This is a genomic window from Idiomarina sp. 28-8, from assembly GCF_000320945.2.
Taxonomy (GTDB): Bacteria; Pseudomonadota; Gammaproteobacteria; order Enterobacterales; family Alteromonadaceae; genus Idiomarina; species Idiomarina loihiensis.
This window is the reverse complement of record NZ_DF266790.1, coordinates 137,725-155,709: the sequence shown is the minus strand read 5'-3', so window position 1 is coordinate 155,709 and position 17,985 is coordinate 137,725. Positions and strand designations below refer to the sequence as shown.

The following is a 17,985-nucleotide window of genomic DNA, read 5'->3' as shown; positions in this document are numbered from 1 at the left end:
ACCATTACTCCTTAGGTTCAACTTGTTCAGTGCGGAAGGTACGCAGTACCCAGATAAATCCGCCAATGATGAAGAAGGCACTAGGTGGCATCAGTAACAAGCCAACCGGCTCGAACCAACCACCTTGTGATGCCAGAGGTAAAATCTGTACATCAAACAAGCTGCCTGAACCAAAGAGTTCACGAATGAAGCCAACAACCAACAGCACCACTGAGTAACCTAAACCGTTACCCAGTCCGTCCAGAAAGGACATAAACGGAGTGCTCTTCATAGCGTAAGCTTCTGCGCGACCCATAACGATACAGTTAGTAATGATTAAGCCAACGAACACTGACAACTCTTTAGAAATTGAGTAAGCGTAAGCTTTTAGTATCTGGTCAACGACAATAACCAAGCTCGCGATAATTGTCATTTGGACAATAATACGTACGCTTGACGGAATATGATTCCGGATAATCGAAATAAATAAGTTAGAGCACGCGACAACCGCAGTTAGTGCAATACACATAACCAAGGTGTTGCTCATTTTCGACGTTACAGCCAATGCAGAACAGATACCAAGAATCTGTAGTGCGATGGGGTTGTTGGCGAATATCGGTCCGAATAATACGGACTTCATTTCTTTTACATTAGCCATTGTTCAACTCTCCCTCACGAAGTTTCTTGAGTAATGGACCGTAACCATTTTCGCCCATCCAGAATTGAACCAGGTATTCAACACCATTACTGGTCAAAGTTGCACCAGAAAGCGCATCAACTTCGTGCTCGCCTTTGGCGCCGCCTTTTACCACTTCAAACTGGACGTTACCGTCCTCGCCGTAAACTTCTTTACCTTGCCAAGTTTTTACCCAGGCCGGATTGGTGATTTCACCACCAAGCCCCGGAGTTTCAGAGTGCTCGTAGAAGTTAACGCCTTTAACAGTGTCAAAGTCGCCTTCTAACGCCAGTAAGCCGTACATGGTTCCCCATAGACCCTGGCCACGAACATGCAGAACAAGACCTGTTGTTTCGCCGCTTTCATCTTTAACAAGATAAATCTGTGTTAAATTTTCGCGGGTACCTAAACCAGCAGGGTCGTTCTTTTTCTCAAGTTTTTTACTTCTTTCAGGGTCACTCGCTGCTTTGCGATTGCTGAAAGATGTCGGGTCAATGTCATCCTTAACGGTTAAATCTTCAAGGCTGACAACCATGGTATCGATGCGTTGCTTGTAAGTTTCAACAACGTCGGTATCGGCTTCCAGAATACCGGCAGCATCCAAAACGTTCTTTTGCATATCAAGTGCCGCATTCTTTTCCTGCATTGGTTTCAAACCAATAGCAGCACCAGAAACAACAATTGAGCAAACCAGGCAAAGCGCCAGCACGACACCAACGGTCTTGCCTAAACTTTCATTTTTCTTAGCCATTGCGCGCTAACCTCCGTTTGATATTTGCCTGTGCTACAAAGTGGTCAAATAACGGTGCAAATACGTTAGCAAATAAGATGGCCAACATGATGCCTTCCGGGAATGCCGGGTTAATGACACGAATCATGACCGTCATAAAACCAATTAACAAGCCGTACGCAAACTTCCCTTTATTGGTAAAGGACGCAGATACCGGGTCGGTTGCCATAAACATCATTGCAAAGGCAAAACCACCCAATACTAAGTGCCAGTACCAGGGCATTGCGAACATTGGATTTGTCTCACTGCCGACGAGGTTCAGTAAACCGGAGAACAGAACCATGCCAACAAAGACACCCAGGACAATACGCCAGGAGGCAATACGGAAATAAATTAACGCTAAACCACCAACCAGAATAAGTAAGGTTGAAACTTCACCTACTGACCCCTGGATGTTACCAAGGAAAGCATCCCACCAAAGCTGAGTATTCCCATAATCCATTTCACCCAGAGCCGCTTTACCCAGGTTTGTTGCACCAGAAAAGCCATCGACGGCAGTCCAGATGGAATCACCTGACATGCTGGCAGGATAAGCGAAGTATAAGAATGCGCGACCGGTTAGTGCCGGGTTAAGGAAGTTGCGACCAGTACCGCCAAAAATTTCCTTACCAATAACGACACCGAAGGTGATACCTAAAGCAACCTGCCACAATGGCGTTGTTGCCGGCAAAATCAGGGAGAATAAAACCGAGGTAACGAAGAAACCTTCGTTAACTTCGTGCTTGCGAATAGACGCAAACAGGACTTCCCAGAAGCCACCAACAAAGAAGGTAACCGCGTAAATAGGCAGGTAAAAACACGCGCCATACCACATTTTCGCGCCCCAGCCGGCATTAGTGCCTAACTCGCCACCGAACAAGTGGAATAACCCAACCTGCCAGACGTCAGAAAGCGCATAGCCGTCAGCCAAAGCCAAAGCAGCCTGGTTACCAACGTTATACATACCCCAGAACATTGCCGGGAACGTCATCATCCACACCAAGATCATAATACGCTTAAGGTCGATACGGTCACGAACATGCGTAGCCGACTTAGTCACAGTACCTGGTGTGTACAAAATAGTGGCTACGGCTTCGTAAAGCGCGTACCACTTCTCGTATTTACCGCCTTCTTCAAATTGCGGTTCAATACGCTCGAGTGTGTCTTTCAAGCTCATGGTTAGCCTTCTTTCTCAATCTTAGTGAGACAGTCACGCAGCACCGGGCCATATTCGTACTTCCCGGGGCAAACATAAGTGCACAATGCGAGGTCTTCCTCGTCCAGTTCCAGACAACCCAACTGCTGACCTTCATCAGTATCCCCTGATAACAAGTCACGCAGCAGTAATGTTGGCAAAATATCCAAAGGCATTACGCGTTCGTAGTTACCAATTGGAACCATTGAACGTGAAGAACCATTCAGTGACGTTGTCATGCTAAATAACTTCTTCGGATTAAAGTGTCCGGCATAAGCGCGTGTAACTGAGTGCAAGTCCGAGCCAGGACGTATCCAGCCCAGAAACTCTTTATAATTGCCTTCCGGAATAACGCTAACCTGGTTATGGAAACGACCTAACCAGGCGTGTTCGTTATCCGCAGTGTGACCATGCAGGACTGACCCTGAGATAATACGTTGATTATCACCACTTAGCTCACCATCCGTTAACTCATGCAAGTTAGCACCTAAGCGGGTGCGTAACAGACGAGGCTCTTTAACGCCTTCACCGGCAACCGCAACAACGCGATCAGTAAAGATTTCACCTGTAGTGAATAACTTACCGTAAGCGATAACGTCCTGATAACCGATGTGCCATACCGGGCGTTTAATGCTCGCTGGCTGAAGGAAGTGTATATGAGTACCAACCAAACCTGATGGATGAGGGCCGGAAAATGACTCCAGCGTGACATCTGCGTCGCCAGTATCCACTTCAGCATTACCCTCTTTACAAACAAACAACTTACCTTCGGTCAGGTTAGAAAGAACCTTCAGACCATCAATGAAAGCTTGTTTCTGTTCATTTATAAATAAAGTTGGGTCGCCAGCTAACGGGTTAGAATCCATCGCGTTGATAAAAATCGCGCTGGCTTCTGCATCTAATGCCGGAGTTTTGCTGTAAGGACGGGTACGAAGCGCAGTCCACTGACCTGACTCAACCAGAATGTCCTGAACTTTCTCACGACCTAATGAATTGAGCTTGTCGCTGTCAAATTTATCAAAAGTAACCTGCTCGTCACCTTTCAATTCAATAACAACCGCCTGCAATACTCGGCGCTCACCACGCAGGATGTCTTTTACTACACCAGCCCCGGGGGCTGTGTACTTGACACCAGGGTTTTTCTTATCCTCGAAAATCAGCTGACCTTTTTTAACCTGGTCACCTTCTTTCACGTGCATGGTTGGGCGCATACCCACGTATTCTTCACCTAGGGTAGCGACTGTCGTCACAGCCTTACCGTCGGATAGTTCTTGCTGGGGCGCCCCTTTAATAGGGATGTCCAGCCCTTTCTTGATCGTAATCATATGCGTTTGCACTACTCGTTAAGGGAAGATTCATCACAACCAGCCACCGGGGCTGGAAACCTGAATAATCAAATAGTTACCGACACAAACAACCGCCTTCAGGGGGCTTGTCATCGGCAACCTGAAACATTTTCCACACTTATCGTTGGGATTTTAGCATTTTTCCCACAACGCTTACCAGTTTACTTTTGGATCAATATCCGCGTCATAATCGACATTATCGAAGCCAAAACCGAATAAGTGCAGGAACTCCTGATGATATCCTTCGTAATCGGCAAGCTGATGGAAGTTATCCTGAGTTACTTGCTCCCAGAGTGCTTCTATTTTTGCCTGAGTCTTATCATTGGTTTCGTAACCATCCATGTGAAGCCGACCTGCGTCATCCAGCTCAGGATTACTATTATATAGACCTTCAGTAAACAGGCGGTAAATTTGCTCGATACAACCTTCGTGCGTGCCTTCTTCTTTCATCACTTTATAAATTAATGAAATATACAGCGGCATAACAGGAATAGCTGAACTCGCCTGTGTTACCAACGCCTTTAATGAAGAAACGTAAGCTTTCAGATTAAGATCATCGCATTCGGTGACGAGCTCTGATGCCGCGCGATCCAGATCTTCTTTTGCGCGGCCGATGGTTGCATGACCGTAAATTGGCAATGTCAGTTTTTTACCTATGTAAGTATAAGCAGTGGTTTGACAGTTTTCGGCCAAAACGCCCGCATTATGCAGAGCTTTAACCCAGCGTTCCCAGTCTTCACCGCCCATCACTTTTACGGTATTGGCAATATCTTCATCGGTAGCCGGATCAAGTGTCACTTCGTGTACCTGATCTTTGTCCGTATTGTAGGTTTTGGTTGTGTATTGTTTGCCTATTGGCTTTAACACTGAACTGTAGACTTCACCGCTATCGGGGTCTTTACGTTTAGGTGATGCCAGGCTGTAAACAACGAGGTCAATTTTCCCCATGTTTTGCTTAATGTAATCGATACTTTCCTGCTTAATTTCATCAGAAAATGCGTCGCCATTAATTGAATGGAAAGCTAAACCGGCTTTGTTCGCTTGCTGATGAAAAGCGGCGGTATTATACCAACCAGCTGTCGCTGTTTTCTTTTCTGTAGGCTCTTTTTCAAAACACACACCAAGAGTATGGGCTTCGCTACCAAAAGCAGCCGTAATTCTTGACGCGAGTCCATAACCTGTGGAGCAGCCTATGACTAATACATTCTTAGGGCCATTGGTAATGGCAGGCTTATTACGGACAAATTCGATTTGACGTTTGACGTTTTCGGCGCAACCCACCGGATGAGAATTGGTGCAGATAAAACCGCGAATTTTTGGCTTAATGATCATATTGATGTATCCCTGTTGTTCGCATTATTTCGGCTATTGTAACCAATCAAACGACAGGAACACATCAGACATGCGGAATTTTTCTTAATTTGCCGCTATTTTCGACCCACCCAGGCAGTTGGGTGAACGTCTGGACTCTCCCAGTTGCTCCCACTCACCTTGAGTATAGGTGTGTAGCGCCAATGCATGGATATGATTCATTAATTCATCCGCTAAGATTTTATTAACCGCACGGTGTCGGTTAATGAGTCGCTCACCACTAAACTTCGGAGTAACTAAGACCACTTTAAAGTGAGATTCAGCATTAGCACCACCCGAGTGCATATGGCTTTCGTCTGCCACTTCCAGATGCACCGGAGTAAACGCTTCGCGCAACTTATTTTCAATATTTAGCCCAATAGACATAACTGCTCCCCTCTGCGTTTGCCTCTAATCTTCAGTTTAGATTACTTATACTGAATCGCAGAAAATTTTTACAAAAACCTGCTAACTCTACGAATTTTCGACAAATAAAGTTTGTTCAATATTCAGAGTCATCAACTGCCGCATGACAAACTTCCTCACTTGAGGATAAGCTAACGACAGCAGGAAAAACTGCATCCACAACTTCGCCTTTTGAGGCAGAGGCCGGTTTAACCACGTGATAGCGTTGTGCACTGACATTTCCTTCTGCCTGCCACAGTAAAACATCGGTTTTATCAAAAAGCCTGGACAAGGCATCTAAGCCCTCGCTTCTGTATGGGGGAAACGCAGTACTTTCTCCCGATAATCGCCAACCTCTGAGCTCTGCCTCCGATGCCAGCAAAGCCTCATTAATGCGGTTACGACAAAAGCTGAGCTCAATCGTTGCCCGGCTCAATTGCCAGTTAGCATTAGGCAGTAACTGTTCATCCAGAGCTTTAACTTCAGCGCTGCGCAAATCGGTTGTGCCTTCCTGACCACAGCCACTAAGAACGGCGAGGAATAACCCTGCCACCAAAAAATTTTTAAAAGCCATAAGGAAACCTCCAAGGCTTGATATTATAACTGAAAAGCGCAGATAAACCGTTGTCTTAGTGTTAAAATTTCTGGCAGTATAGAACGTAATTTGTCATAGGGATTCAAATCAGTTTCATGTCATCCATCTCATTTTTTCGTAACACACTTATTGCTGGTGGTCTTAGCTTACTCATGACCCCTTCTGCGCTTAGCTCCGTATGGATTGAAGCAAATGATGCGGAATTGCGGAACAGTCTGATTGTATTAGCTGAATCAGGGCTTATCAAAACACCCATTCAGCAATTTCCAATAACCTGGAAAAGCTTACTGCCGGAGTTGGATGCGCTTGAATTAAAAGGTTTGAGCCCAACCCAGCAATTAGCATTACGCCATGTGCGTCATCAATTATCACAAGCTCAGAATGGGCCTAAAACACGATGGTATATCGGTGCAACGGATAGCGAGCAGGTAGTTCAGGATTACGGCGACGACACCTATGAAGAAGGTAAAATTAGCCTAAGCCGCAGTATGCACGGTACAAACTGGGCGGCAAGAATTCAGGTAAACTATCGTCAGGACCCCTTTGAAGGTGATCACAAAAAGACTCTGGATGGCAGTTACTTAGCTTACAACCTGAATGACTGGAGCTTCAGCCTGGATTCACTGCCACTGCGTTGGGGGCCGGCAGAGCACAGCAGCTTGCTGTTTTCTAACAATGCCCGCCCTATGCCCAAAATTCGAATCGATTACGCTCCTGATTATCCGCCTGCCGGAATGAATCCATTCAAAATCAGTTTATTCAGTGCCTATCAGGACGATGGATACAGCGACCATTATCGGGTCAGCGGCATCCGCTTTTCCAGTCAGTTATTTCAGCATTTATGGTTTGGTATAAGCGCTATAGAGCAGAGTGGCGACAACCGCCCCGACAACCGGATGTTAACCGCTGATGCCAGAACCGGTTTCGACTGGGGAGCTCATCAGTTTTCAGCTTACGCGGAGCTGGGTATTGACCGAAAACTGGAAACCGATGACAAACCAGTATATACCCTGGGCGCACAATGGATGACAGGCTCTAAAGAACGTCGTCATAGCTTCACGGTTGAATACAGTCAGTTAGACGGCGGAGAAGAACACGACTTTTATTCACTGGACGAAAATCAAAGACAATACTTTCTGAACCACCAGCGCAATCCCGGATCGCCTTTCCCCCGTGAGAGTCAGACTGTATCTGCCAGCTATCGCCAGTTTTCAGCCGACGGTTCTGCCTGGACGGCGCTGGTCAGTCATAGTAAAGAAAAAGACGATGACACTCTGTCACGGGCTTTACTGCGGCGCACTGAACCTGCTTTTTCGGGGTTAGTTAAACTCTCTCTGCAATACCTTGACGGCAGCAATTACGACGGCGAAGTGGGCGTACAATTGAGTGGAGAATGGCGCTTTTAACGCGCCAGCTTCTGCCCTACTCCCAGGCTGATGGTGTCCATAACATTAAGCCAGGCTTCATCCAGAGCATTGACTAACGCAGGATAGCCGTCACTTTTCAACGGCGTGCTTTCAGTAAAGGTTCCTTTCAACACCGTCTGGTTATCCTGACTTTTATACTCCCAGTGACCCGCAACAACGGCCCGTGAGTCATTACTTCCATAAAAATCGTCAACCCAAACCGTTAGCTTGCCTTCGCAATTGTCAGCCAGCAAAAGGCGCTGAACACTACGCTGAAGTTGATGCGCCAGAGGCGTACTCCAACGGTGCTGCCGGGCACTATGCCAGCGGGTTTCATCCTGCTGTAGCTGCAACCCGGGTTTCGCCGCTGAATCACCCACAAATACAGGACGCTTATCCGCATGACACAAAGCTTCCGCGGACTCACTCAAATGTGGAAGTCGATATTGCGTTATCTCATATGAGTTAGAGGTACACCCGGCGAGCAACGCAATTGCTGCACCAGTAACAAACGGCTTGAGTATTTTTGGAAAAGAATATCTGCTATTCATAAGCTTTCGGCTCCGGATCGGGCTCTATAGATGGGCTAAAAATAAGCGAGTTCGGCTGTTCCTGTAACAACTCAATTACCGGTTTTAACTCACGTGAGAGCTGCTCAATTTCAGTTAACGTTTGATTCAGCTGCTGTCGTGTCGGGGAACCTTCATTAAAACTGCCGGTAAGCTCTTTCAGCTGAATAAGATTTTGCTGCAATAACTGAGGCAATTGCTTCATTTGTGGTTGCTCAACAATAGCCGCCAAACTTTCCGACACACTATCCAGCTTCTTAGCTGTACTATCGACGGAGCTCATCGCTGCCGAAAAATCGTTAAGCCCCTGCTCCAGTGGCAATTGATTAAATTTATCCATCAATGCTGTTAACTTCTCTTCCAGTCGGGCGAAGTCACTGGCCATTGCCGGCATAACCGGATACCCGGCAAATTTATCGTCGACACTTTCCTCATCAGCATTAGGATAAAAACGAACATCGACAAACAAGGTATTGGTTAATAGGTTAGAAGCCCGGATATTCGCCCGTAAGCCCTGCTTAAATAACTCAGGCAAACGTTTTTCCCAGTTTTCAATATCGGTATCGGCCACCAGCCCCCGTAAGCGCTCGGGTTCAAATCGAATAAGAATAGGGATACGTTTTAACGGAGCTTCATCGCCATTTTCCGGGAACCAACGCAATGGTACTTCTCTGACTGTGCCAACGCGCACGCCTTTAAATTGAACTGGTGCTCCTTTTTCAAGGCCTGCAACTGATTCATCCAGTAAGACAACGTAATCAATACCGTGGATATAACCCTGCTGTTTTGCCTCTTCCAGACTTTCAAACAGCTCGAATTCCTGTTCGCTGGTAAGCTTATCCCCCCGTGGCTGTCCTTCAGGAACACCAAAAGTCACACTGGCTCCCAATAGGGACTCGATGGAGCCCAAAGCCAAGTCCAGTCCCTGAGAATTCCACTGAATAGAAACGCCCCGCTGCAACCAGAACCGCGTATTTTCGGTAATAAGCTCATCATAAGGAGCCTTCACAAAAATTTGATATCGAGTTTGTCGTTCATTGACCTGAAACTCCGACTGCTCTACCTGACCAACGGTGAAACCTTGATATTGCACTGAGTCACCTACTGTTACGCTGGTTTGCCCCTCGCTGGTCAAATTTAACCGGCGCCCTGGAGTTTCCTGAGAAGTAACAGGTGGCTGTTCCAGTGCTTTAAAATGCGACTGCTGCTCCTTAGAGTCTCCTGGCTGCAAACGAATATACGCACCTGATAGTAAAGTTCCCAACCCGCTAATTCCCTGTCGTCCAATTCTGGGTTTTACTACCCAAATTCGGGTCTCCGGGTTTAACATTCGCTCGGTGCCTTCGTTCATCGCCACTTCTATAACAGCCGAAGAAAAGTCTTCCGACAGGCGCACTTCAGTAACCTGTCCGACGTCTACGTTACGAACTTTCACCTGAGTTTTTCCGGCTTCGATGCCTTCGGCGTCCCCTACTGCCACAGTAATAGTGGGCCCGGTTCCGCGCGTATCCTGCCAAACCATCCAAAGCGCCACAGCAAGAGCCAGCAGCGGTACAATCCAGACCGGTGATATGCCGGAAAATTTGCGGACCTTAGTCGTTGAACTCTCTGTCATTTATCTGCCTCTCGCCAGAATAAGCGTGTATCAAAACTCATCGCTGCAAGCATAGTAAGAACCACAGCTGCCGCGAATGAAACCGCAGCACTGCCCGGGTAAACCGACATAACGGAACCACTACGAACCAAAGCTACCAGTATCGCAACAACAAAAATATCGATCATTGACCAGCGCCCTATCCAGTCCGTCAGTTTGAATAAAATAAGACGGTGGCGAACCGTTTGCGGGGTTTGCCAGCGAGCTAATATTAGCAAAGTTATCAGCACCAGTACTTTAGCCACAGGTATAACCAGACTGGCGACGAAAACAATAGCCGCTATTGGTTTATCCCCACTTTGCCATAACTCCGTTACTCCGCCAATTATGGTTGACGGTTGGTCGCTACCAAATCGGACGGTTTCCATAACCGGTAACCAATGCGCCGGAATTAACATAATAGCGCCGGCAGTAATTAACGCGACCGTTGTGCCTGGCCTACGCCACCAGGATGTTTTCTGTGGCTCTGTGCATTGGTAACAAGTATCAGCGTTCTGAGAATTCAGCGCATAACACACAGGACAAGTTTGCAAGCCTTGCTCCAATGCTGTCATTCCGGGTTTACCATCTGGTGCCGACTGTGACGTTTTAATCAAGTGTCGCCAGACGGGTGTATGTTTCGCCCGCTCATAAACAAAAAGTAACAGTACAACAAAGGCACTAAAGCTCCAAAAGCCTTCCAGTAAGCGAATATCTGCCAGGCTGGAGATCTTAACCAACGCCACCAAAGTGCCAAGCAGAAAAACGTCGGTCATTAACCAGGGTTTTAAGTGCTCGGTTAAGCGCAGTAAATACAAACTGCCCAGGTTTCGTGCTGTATTCCATGCTGCATTCTTAGTGTGACTGTATACCCAAATAAGGCTTAACAGATAAATAAACGGAATAAGAATAACCGTTAGAAGAACTAACACAGCCAATACTTTTTCGTGAAAATAAGAAAGTTGCCAGGCAGCATCCATTAAAGTCATGGACTGCTCAACACCGGCTGCGGAATAACGAATAAAGTCGACCGACAAACTGGCTAAAAGCATTACCAGAGCGGCGATAGCTATCGCCACCAAGGTAAAGTGTTCTGTTTTCTTACCATGCTCCAGAATGTACCCACAACGTGGGCATTCAGCTCGTTCATTCCCGGCAAGAACGACTCGGCGGCTTACCCAGTCACATTGAGGGCAGCCGACAACATCATTCTTTTCGCTCTGCGTTATCCTGCTCGACGTCATTTTCTTCAGGCTCCGCTGAAATCATGGCTATTACTGTCCAACCCGACTGTGGTATCAATTCCCTTTCAGTGGTAAAAATATGGAGTTTTTCGGCATCGTCCAGCGCAAACATCGGCAACGCACGAGTTCCATACTTCTGCTGGTAGTCTGCAAAACTAAAACTGTCGGTAATAGGTGTCGACTTAATTTTAGCGCCTTTAAAATGCAGGCTTGCAAGCTTTGAATAGGTTACGCTGTCGCCAAATAAGTTTAATGTTTTGCGGTAACTTTCGGTCAACTGATGGCTGGCTCGGTAATCCTGCTCTCCACCGTTTAAACCATGCACTTTTCTGGAACCAAACCAGTCCTGATAATACATCGACACTAAAGGGTTTAGTTGTTTGTAGGGTGACATAACTAACAGTTGACCAAGACCGGTTAAATCAATGTTATTAGCGGCGTGCTCAGATGCCGGATTACCAAAATACACCGGTAAATTATCCATCCGCGCTAACTTGATGTTTTCCCAGTTGGTATCAGCCAGGCGAACCGGAATGCCGCTTTCCTGTATGCTTTTTGCAACCGCCCGCGCCATTTGGTTGGCACCGAAAATTAAGAACCCTTTGGCTTGAGGTTCCAGCAGCCCAAGCATTCTGGCCAGCGGTTTTGCAGTTAAACTCTGCAATACAACGGTGGTCATTATCACTAGAAAAACCAACGGAACAACCGCCGCGGCTTCAGTCCAGCCTGACTCTTCCATTTTTAATGCGAACAATGCAGAAACTGCCGCCGCTACAATACCACGGGGGGCTATCCAGGATAATAGGACCTTATCTTTAAACCTCAGCTCGGTTCCTATCGCAGACAACCAAACAGCCAGAGGGCGCACCGCAAACAAAATAATGGCAATTAGAATAACTGCGGGCATTCCCAACGCATCAAACTCTGCAAAGTCCAGCCGCGCTGCCAAAATAATGAAAAGCGCAGAAATAAGGAGCACACTGAGAGTTTCCTTAAACTCTAGTATTTCTTCCATATTGAGGTTACGCGTATTGGCCATAACCATACCCATAACCGTAACGGTTAATAAGCCAGACTCATGCTGAATAGCATTAGATAGCGCGAAAACACCCAGCACTATGGTTAAGGTAGCAACGTTCTGTAAGTAATGCGGAAACCAGCCTCGCCCCAGAGCCAGGCCAAGCAAGCGCGCTGCGCCCCAACCCAGAGCAAAGCCCAAAGCGATAGTGGTTGCAAAGGCCTGCAAAGCATGCAGGAAAGCAACATCCTGGCTGGCAATAATAAACTCGTATACCAGTACCGCGAGCAAGGCACCCAGCGGATCAATAATAATGCCTTCCCAGCGCAAAATATTCGCTAACTTATTAATCGGCCGGATAGACCGTATCATGGGCTGGATAACGGTCGGCCCTGTGACCACAACAAGGGCTCCGAACAAGGCTGAAATTTCCCAGCCATAGCCCATAATAAAATGCGTTAGTATGGCGATAACAACAAAGGTTACCAGCATGCCGATGCTAACCAGGTTGGTTACCATGCGACCATGACCACGAATTTCTTCAAATTTCAGGGTCAGGCTGCCTTCAAATAAAATAACCGCCACCGCTAATGAGACAAAAGGAAAGAGTAAATCCTCAAATAGCGAGTCTGGTTCAAGTAACCCCAGAGTGGGCCCTAGCAGTAAGCCACAAATTAATAACGGCAGTATTGCCGGCAACTTAATACGCCACGCTAACCACTGACAACTAATGGACAATACGCCAATCAGGGCAAGCATCGATAAGTCAGACATAATTTCTCCGCTGAAAGTAAGTCGTTTTAGAATAGCAGAAGCTAACACTCTGACTACCCTCAAATAGCGAATTTAGATGACTATTTTTTTAAATGAGAATGGCTATCATTATTCGCTTTGTTTGATATAATCGTCGCGTTTCTCTTAAAATAGTTCGTTAAGGAGTCATCTGAAATGCGTAAGTTTCATTCACTACTGGCAATACTTGCTGCGACTTCTGCGACACTGGTGTCCTTCACTAGCGCCGCCGCTGAAGTTAATATTTACTCAGCCCGAAAAGAAGCGCTGATCAAACCCGTTTTGGAAAAATTCACTGAAGAAACCGGCATCGAAGTTAATTTATTAACCGGTAAAGCGGACGCGTTGCTGGCCCGATTGAACTCCGAAGGCGAGAACACCCCGGCGGATCTATTTTTAACCGTTGACGCAGGTGCTCTTCACCGCGCCGTTGAAGCAGACGCGTTTCAGGCGGTAAACTCTGACGAAATTAATTCAGCCGTTCCTTCTCATTTTCGCTCTACCGACAACCTTTGGTTCGGATTAAGTTTACGCGCCCGCCCCATTTTTTACTCGCCAGAGCGCGTTAACCCGGACGAACTGGACTCTTATTTAAGCCTCGCAGATGAAAAATGGAACGACCGTATCTGCATCCGCTCTTCCAATAATCTGTATAACCAGTCGTTAGTTGCTGCGCTAATTGAACACCACGGCGCAGAAAAAACTGAAGAATGGGCAGAAGACTTTGTCGAAAACTTTGCTCGCAAACCCGTTGGTGGCGACCGCGACCAAATTAAAGGCGTAGCTTTTGGTGTTTGTGATATCGCTATTGCCAATACCTATTACTTTGGTCATATGCTGAACTCCGACGACGCAGAAGAGCGTTCAGCGGCCGAAAAAGTTAAAATATTCTGGCCAGCACAGGACAAACAAGGTGCTCATGTAAACGTTTCTGGCATAGGCATTACCAAACACGCTAAAAACGTTGACGAAGCTCAAAAGCTCATCGAGTTCCTGGTCTCTGAAGAATCACAAAAATGGTATGCTCAGGCCAACTATGAATACCCGGTTCGCGAAGGCGTCGAGTGGAGCGAAACACTCCAGCAATGGGGTGACTTTAAGCAGGATGACATTGAAATGGATATTCTGGGTGAGAATAACGGCGACGCCGTGCGTTTAATGAACCGTGCCGGCTGGCGTTAATTTACTACCAGGAGACGTATAGATGAACCGTGGCACGCTGTTGCTGTTTGCCGTCGCGGTCTTGATAGGGCTACCACTCATAGTGGTAGCTTTGTCGTTACTGAACCCTCAATGGGACACTCTGCAACATCTTTGGCAAACCGTGATACCGGAATACATCGGTCATTCAGTGATCTTATTGTTCGCTGTCGGTACCGGTGTCACTTTGCTCGGGGTAAGTACGGCCTGGTGCATTAGTCAATACGATTTTCCCGGCTGGCGTTGGTTAAGCTGGGCGTTATTGCTGCCACTGGCTATGCCTGCCTACATTACAGCTTATACCTATACAAGCCTGCTCGATTATGCCGGCCCGGTACAGGGGGTTATCCGGGACATTTTCTCTGTCAATATAGGTGAGTACTGGTTTCCTGAAATACGCAGCCTGAACGGTGCTATCTTTGTTCTTTGTATTGTTCTTTACCCCTACGTCTACCTTATTACACGCTCCGCTTTCATGCAGCAATCGACAACCGCGTTTGAAAGTGCAAAAACCCTGGGCGCCAGCTCATTAAGAAGTTTCTGGAAAGTTGCTCTGCCACTGGCGCGACCGGCTATAGCAACCGGCGTCACTCTGGCATTAATGGAAACTCTGGCTGATTACGGCACCATGGAATACTTTGGCATCACGGTATTTACCACAGGTATCTTTCGCACCTGGTATGGCATTGGCGATGCGCAGGGAGCGCTGCAACTGTCCGCTTTATTGCTGGTATTCGTCATTATTTTGATAATGGTTGAACGTTACTCCAGACGTCGCGCTCGTTTTTATCAACAGCGCTCTGCAACCAAGCCTCCTCAGCGGCGACCACTAAGCGGCTGGCGAGCGGCTCTGGCTTCGCTGGTCTGCTGGCTGCCCGTTGTGCTTGGCTTTGTTATACCAGCGACACAACTGCTCTTGTGGTCGGTTCAGAAATCAGAAATATGGCAGCAAAGCGAATTCTGGATGTTAACCTTCAACACACTCTGGTTAGGCTTATTAGCGGCGTTGATCACTGTTGCTCTGGCATTATGGCTTGCTTACGGTCGCCGGCGCCACCCTACCCGACCTTTACGCGCGGCTATCAGTCTGGCGGGCATGGGCTACGCTATTCCCGGTATTGTTATAGCCGTTGGATTGTTATCGCCTTTAGCCTGGCTAGACAATCAAATTATCAGTATCAGCGAATGGTTATTCGACTTTAATCCCGGTTTATTATTCTCTGGTACCGTTGTCGCGCTTTTGTTTGCCTACAGTGTCCGGTTTTTATCGGTGTCCTTGCAAACCGTTAACTCGGGGCTGGAACAAATCACACCGCAAATGGACGATACAGCGAGAACTCTGGGCGCCAGCGGTAAACGTATTTTATGGCGGGTTCACTTACCCTTGCTTCGCAGCCCGTTATTGGCGGCGTTAATTTTGGTGCTGGTCGATGTGATGAAAGAACTGCCCGCCACGCTGGTATTACGTCCATTTGATTTTAACACTCTGGCAGTGCGCGCATTCGAAATGGCCTCTGATGAACGCTTAGCTGATGCCGGGCCCCCCGCATTGATGATTGTCGCAGTCGGGCTAATTCCGGTTATTATGCTGTCCCGGGCCTTACGCAGTAAAACACTGAAAGCAGGAGAGTAAATGAGCACATTACTGAATATTGACGCAGTCAGCATCCAGCTCTCCGGTGACCTCATCGTCGACAGACTGAGTTTGTCTCTGGAGCCGGGTGAGATAGGTTGCCTGCTAGGCCCCAGTGGCTGTGGGAAAACCACTTTGCTGCGCGCTATTGCCGGCTTTATTCCGGTTTCCGGCGGACAAGTTGAGCTGCACGGAAAAACGGTCTCATCCAGCCAGGTGCAAATACCAACCGAGCAAAGAGAAGTTGGTATGATGTTCCAGGATTTTTCATTATTCCCCCACTTAACTGTGGCCGACAATATCCGTTTTGGCATTAATCGATTACCCAAAAAGCAGCAGGAAGAGCGAGTTAAAGAGCTGCTCATCCGCATTGGTCTTAACGGTTATCAAAATCGCTACCCGCACGAGTTATCCGGAGGACAACAACAACGGATTGCTCTGGCCCGCGCTCTGGCTCCGAAACCTAAATTGATGCTGCTTGATGAGCCCTTCTCCAGTCTTGATGCCGAACTACGCGAAGTGCTGGCTCACGACGTAAGACGATTGCTAAAAGAAGAAGGTATTACCGCATTACTGGTGACTCATGATCAGCAAGAAGCTTTTGCTATGGCAGATAAATCCGGCGTGATGTATTCAGGTCAGCTACTGCAGTGGGAAACGCCTTATGCCCTTTATCATCAACCAACGCATCAACTGGTCGCCGACTTTATTGGCCGCGGCGTTTTGCTGAATGGCGAAATAAGAGAACATCAATTACATTGTGCATTTGGAATCATAGAGCACTCTCAGTTGCACAACAAACCCGACATGAGTGTTAACTTTTTAGTTCGCCCCGATGATGTATTAATTAATAACGATAGCAGTATGCAGGCCATAGTGGTTGGCTGCGGTTTTCGTGGTTCGCATTATCTCTATACTCTGGAGCTGGCCGACACCAGTCACGTGTTGGCGGTCGGCCCATCACACCAACCGTTAAAAACAGGCGAACAAATTGGAATTGATATCGACTTTGATCACTTGGTCGTATTCGACTCGTCTTTGTGCGAGTTGCCCGACTAACTGATGCGTAAAACAAATGACAAGTTGAATACCTCACTATAGACTCTGAATAATTGTCATATGTGAGGATTCTATGGATTTTTTAATTGACGCATGGGATTTCAGTCAACATCCCGCAAAACAACTTCAGTCGCCATCGCGCGCCACAGAAAACACCTGGTTTCATTTTCAGCGTGATGCCGAAGGGTTAACCGAATGGTTAACTCAAGCCGGTATACCAGAACCTCTTATTGATGCGGTACTGGAAGAAGATACCCGTCCTCGTTTTCAGCGTTTACCCGACGGTTTTATGCTGTTGCTACGGGGTGTTAATTTAAACACGGGTGAATCTCCCGAAGACATGCTCAGTCTGCGTCTACTGTATTATAAAGGCGCGTTGTACAGCTTTCGTAAACGTCCTTTTTTATCCGTAGCAAAATTGCGTGAGCAACTTGGTCAACAAATAGGGCCGGAGTCGTTACACGACTTTATCGTTGCCCTCATTGAGCAGTTGAACTTACGAATTGAAGATGTGGTGTCCTCAGCGGAGCAAAAATTGGAAGCTATTGAGGGTGAAGGCTTTGATAATACGGCATCGGTTCAGATAAAACTCACCGCTTTGCATCGTCGTCTGTTACGCCTTAACCGCTTTATCCGCCCGCAGTTGGCCGCTTTAGAAAAACTCAGTACCGAAACCGAAAAGGTTATGAGCACAGAGTTGCACCAATGGCTTATCAACGAGCGCGATACCACTCAGCGCTTATTCGAGCAAATTGACCTGATGCTGGAGCAAATCTGGATGCAGCGCGAGCAACTGCAGCAAGCCATAGCCGAAAAAATGAATCGCAACACCTATTGGCTCTCGGTTATTGCCGGAGTGTTTTTACCCCTTAGCTTTTTAACCGGTGTTTTTGGAATAAACATTGGTGGTATGCCCGGGGTAGAAAGCGAAGGTGCATTTATGATTTTCTGTGGTGCGCTGGTAATTATCGCGATTGTCGAATTCCTGTTGTTGAGACGCCTGAGATTCTGGTAAACCTGACTTATATCAAAGCGGTTTAGACCTAAGTCGAATAGGAAATTTAAGCCAACAGAATATGCTTAAAGGCTCTGCATAAAAGGATTTGAGGTAGTGCT

At 47.2% G+C, this 17,985-nt stretch carries 16 protein-coding genes; 5 read left to right on the top strand and 11 right to left on the bottom strand.

The window, feature by feature from the left end:
• Nucleotides 1-4: 4 nt before the first annotated feature.
• The 7 genes from RJ32_RS05530 to RJ32_RS05500 all read right to left on the bottom strand — a co-directional run bounded on the left by RJ32_RS05530 (nt 5) and on the right by RJ32_RS05500 (nt 6,294).
• On the bottom strand, nt 5-637 hold the full coding sequence (locus tag RJ32_RS05530; protein WP_011234298.1) for an NADH:ubiquinone reductase (Na(+)-transporting) subunit D: 633 nt from the start codon (nt 635-637) through the stop codon (nt 5-7).
• Nucleotides 630-1,406 (bottom strand): Na(+)-translocating NADH-quinone reductase subunit C, encoded by a 777-nt coding sequence (locus RJ32_RS05525; RefSeq protein ID WP_034819929.1) that lies wholly within the window; start codon nt 1,404-1,406, stop codon nt 630-632. The genes RJ32_RS05530 and RJ32_RS05525 overlap by 8 nt, the downstream gene beginning before the upstream one ends.
• Nucleotides 1,399-2,601 carry an NADH:ubiquinone reductase (Na(+)-transporting) subunit B gene (locus RJ32_RS05520; RefSeq protein ID WP_034819926.1) on the bottom strand — a complete coding sequence of 401 codons (1,203 nt, stop codon included), beginning with the start codon at nt 2,599-2,601 and terminating at the stop codon, nt 1,399-1,401. The genes RJ32_RS05525 and RJ32_RS05520 overlap by 8 nt, the downstream gene beginning before the upstream one ends.
• Before the next feature lie 2 nt (nt 2,602-2,603).
• Nucleotides 2,604-3,944, bottom strand: a complete 1,341-nt coding sequence (locus RJ32_RS05515; protein ID WP_034819923.1) for a Na(+)-translocating NADH-quinone reductase subunit A — start codon at nt 3,942-3,944, stop codon at nt 2,604-2,606.
• A gap of 174 nt (nt 3,945-4,118) precedes the next feature.
• Nucleotides 4,119-5,297, bottom strand: a complete 1,179-nt coding sequence (gene fabV, locus RJ32_RS05510) for an enoyl-ACP reductase FabV (protein WP_034819919.1) — start codon at nt 5,295-5,297, stop codon at nt 4,119-4,121.
• An 84-nt stretch (nt 5,298-5,381) separates the two neighbouring features.
• On the bottom strand, nt 5,382-5,702 hold the full coding sequence (locus RJ32_RS05505) for a BolA family transcriptional regulator (RefSeq protein ID WP_034819916.1): 321 nt from the start codon (nt 5,700-5,702) through the stop codon (nt 5,382-5,384).
• A 115-nt stretch (nt 5,703-5,817) separates the two neighbouring features.
• Complete coding sequence (locus tag RJ32_RS05500) at nt 5,818-6,294, bottom strand: hypothetical protein (protein ID WP_034819914.1); 477 nt, start codon at nt 6,292-6,294, stop codon at nt 5,818-5,820.
• A 116-nt stretch (nt 6,295-6,410) separates the two neighbouring features.
• On the opposite strand from RJ32_RS05500, the gene RJ32_RS05495 reads away from it, so the two are divergent.
• Entirely contained in the window at nt 6,411-7,721 is a 1,311-nt protein-coding gene (locus RJ32_RS05495) for a capsule assembly Wzi family protein (protein WP_034819911.1), read from the top strand.
• Here the strand turns inward: RJ32_RS05495 and RJ32_RS05490 are convergent.
• From RJ32_RS05490 to RJ32_RS05475, 4 genes are read right to left on the bottom strand one after another with little or no spacing between them, the layout of a single operon-like run.
• Nucleotides 7,718-8,272: a membrane integrity-associated transporter subunit PqiC gene (locus tag RJ32_RS05490; RefSeq protein ID WP_034819908.1), complete on the bottom strand. Its 555-nt coding sequence runs from the start codon at nt 8,270-8,272 to the stop codon at nt 7,718-7,720. The genes RJ32_RS05495 and RJ32_RS05490 overlap by 4 nt on opposite strands.
• Nucleotides 8,265-9,905, bottom strand: coding sequence for an intermembrane transport protein PqiB (gene pqiB / locus RJ32_RS05485; protein WP_034819906.1), 1,641 nt, complete (start codon nt 9,903-9,905; stop codon nt 8,265-8,267). Before pqiB ends, RJ32_RS05490 begins: the two co-directional genes overlap by 8 nt.
• A complete protein-coding gene (locus RJ32_RS05480) occupies nt 9,902-11,167 on the bottom strand; it encodes a PqiA/YebS family transporter subunit (RefSeq protein WP_082815443.1) in 1,266 nt (421 codons plus the stop codon). Before RJ32_RS05480 ends, pqiB begins: the two co-directional genes overlap by 4 nt.
• The gene (locus RJ32_RS05475) at nt 11,130-12,959 is read right to left on the bottom strand and encodes a sodium:proton antiporter (protein WP_034819903.1); all 1,830 of its coding nucleotides are present in this window, start codon (nt 12,957-12,959) and stop codon (nt 11,130-11,132) included. The genes RJ32_RS05480 and RJ32_RS05475 overlap by 38 nt, the downstream gene beginning before the upstream one ends.
• 174 nt (nt 12,960-13,133) lie before the next feature.
• Between RJ32_RS05475 and RJ32_RS05470 the strand changes: the two genes are divergently transcribed.
• From RJ32_RS05470 to RJ32_RS05455, 4 genes are all read left to right on the top strand, one after another.
• Nucleotides 13,134-14,159, top strand: coding sequence for a Fe(3+) ABC transporter substrate-binding protein (locus RJ32_RS05470; RefSeq protein WP_034819901.1), 1,026 nt, complete (start codon nt 13,134-13,136; stop codon nt 14,157-14,159).
• Nucleotides 14,160-14,181: 22 nt separating this feature from the next.
• The gene (locus RJ32_RS05465; protein WP_034819899.1) at nt 14,182-15,810 is read left to right on the top strand and encodes an iron ABC transporter permease; all 1,629 of its coding nucleotides are present in this window, start codon (nt 14,182-14,184) and stop codon (nt 15,808-15,810) included.
• Complete coding sequence (locus RJ32_RS05460) at nt 15,811-16,869, top strand: ABC transporter ATP-binding protein (RefSeq protein WP_034819897.1); 1,059 nt, start codon at nt 15,811-15,813, stop codon at nt 16,867-16,869.
• Between the two features lie 73 nt (nt 16,870-16,942).
• Nucleotides 16,943-17,884: a CorA family divalent cation transporter gene (locus RJ32_RS05455; RefSeq protein ID WP_034819895.1), complete on the top strand. Its 942-nt coding sequence runs from the start codon at nt 16,943-16,945 to the stop codon at nt 17,882-17,884.
• The last annotated feature ends 101 nt before the right edge of the window (nt 17,885-17,985 follow it).

Bases quoted from the DNA above. Each gene is read 5' to 3' on its own strand.
- RJ32_RS05530 (WP_011234298.1), bottom strand. From the start codon at position 637: ATGGCTAATGTAAAAGAAATGAAGTCCGTATTATTCGGACCGATATTC.
- RJ32_RS05525 (WP_034819929.1), bottom strand. From the start codon at position 1,406: ATGGCTAAGAAAAATGAAAGTTTAGGCAAGACCGTTGGTGTCGTGCTG.
- RJ32_RS05520 (WP_034819926.1), bottom strand. From the start codon at position 2,601: ATGAGCTTGAAAGACACACTCGAGCGTATTGAACCGCAATTTGAAGAA.
- RJ32_RS05515 (WP_034819923.1), bottom strand. From the start codon at position 3,944: ATGATTACGATCAAGAAAGGGCTGGACATCCCTATTAAAGGGGCGCCC.
- fabV (WP_034819919.1), bottom strand. From the start codon at position 5,297: ATGATCATTAAGCCAAAAATTCGCGGTTTTATCTGCACCAATTCTCAT.
- RJ32_RS05505 (WP_034819916.1), bottom strand. From the start codon at position 5,702: ATGTCTATTGGGCTAAATATTGAAAATAAGTTGCGCGAAGCGTTTACT.
- RJ32_RS05500 (WP_034819914.1), bottom strand. From the start codon at position 6,294: ATGGCTTTTAAAAATTTTTTGGTGGCAGGGTTATTCCTCGCCGTTCTT.
- RJ32_RS05495 (WP_034819911.1), top strand. From the start codon at position 6,411: ATGTCATCCATCTCATTTTTTCGTAACACACTTATTGCTGGTGGTCTT.
- RJ32_RS05490 (WP_034819908.1), bottom strand. From the start codon at position 8,272: ATGAATAGCAGATATTCTTTTCCAAAAATACTCAAGCCGTTTGTTACT.
- pqiB (WP_034819906.1), bottom strand. From the start codon at position 9,905: ATGACAGAGAGTTCAACGACTAAGGTCCGCAAATTTTCCGGCATATCA.
- RJ32_RS05480 (WP_082815443.1), bottom strand. From the start codon at position 11,167: ATGACGTCGAGCAGGATAACGCAGAGCGAAAAGAATGATGTTGTCGGC.
- RJ32_RS05475 (WP_034819903.1), bottom strand. From the start codon at position 12,959: ATGTCTGACTTATCGATGCTTGCCCTGATTGGCGTATTGTCCATTAGT.
- RJ32_RS05470 (WP_034819901.1), top strand. From the start codon at position 13,134: ATGCGTAAGTTTCATTCACTACTGGCAATACTTGCTGCGACTTCTGCG.
- RJ32_RS05465 (WP_034819899.1), top strand. From the start codon at position 14,182: ATGAACCGTGGCACGCTGTTGCTGTTTGCCGTCGCGGTCTTGATAGGG.
- RJ32_RS05460 (WP_034819897.1), top strand. From the start codon at position 15,811: ATGAGCACATTACTGAATATTGACGCAGTCAGCATCCAGCTCTCCGGT.
- RJ32_RS05455 (WP_034819895.1), top strand. From the start codon at position 16,943: ATGGATTTTTTAATTGACGCATGGGATTTCAGTCAACATCCCGCAAAA.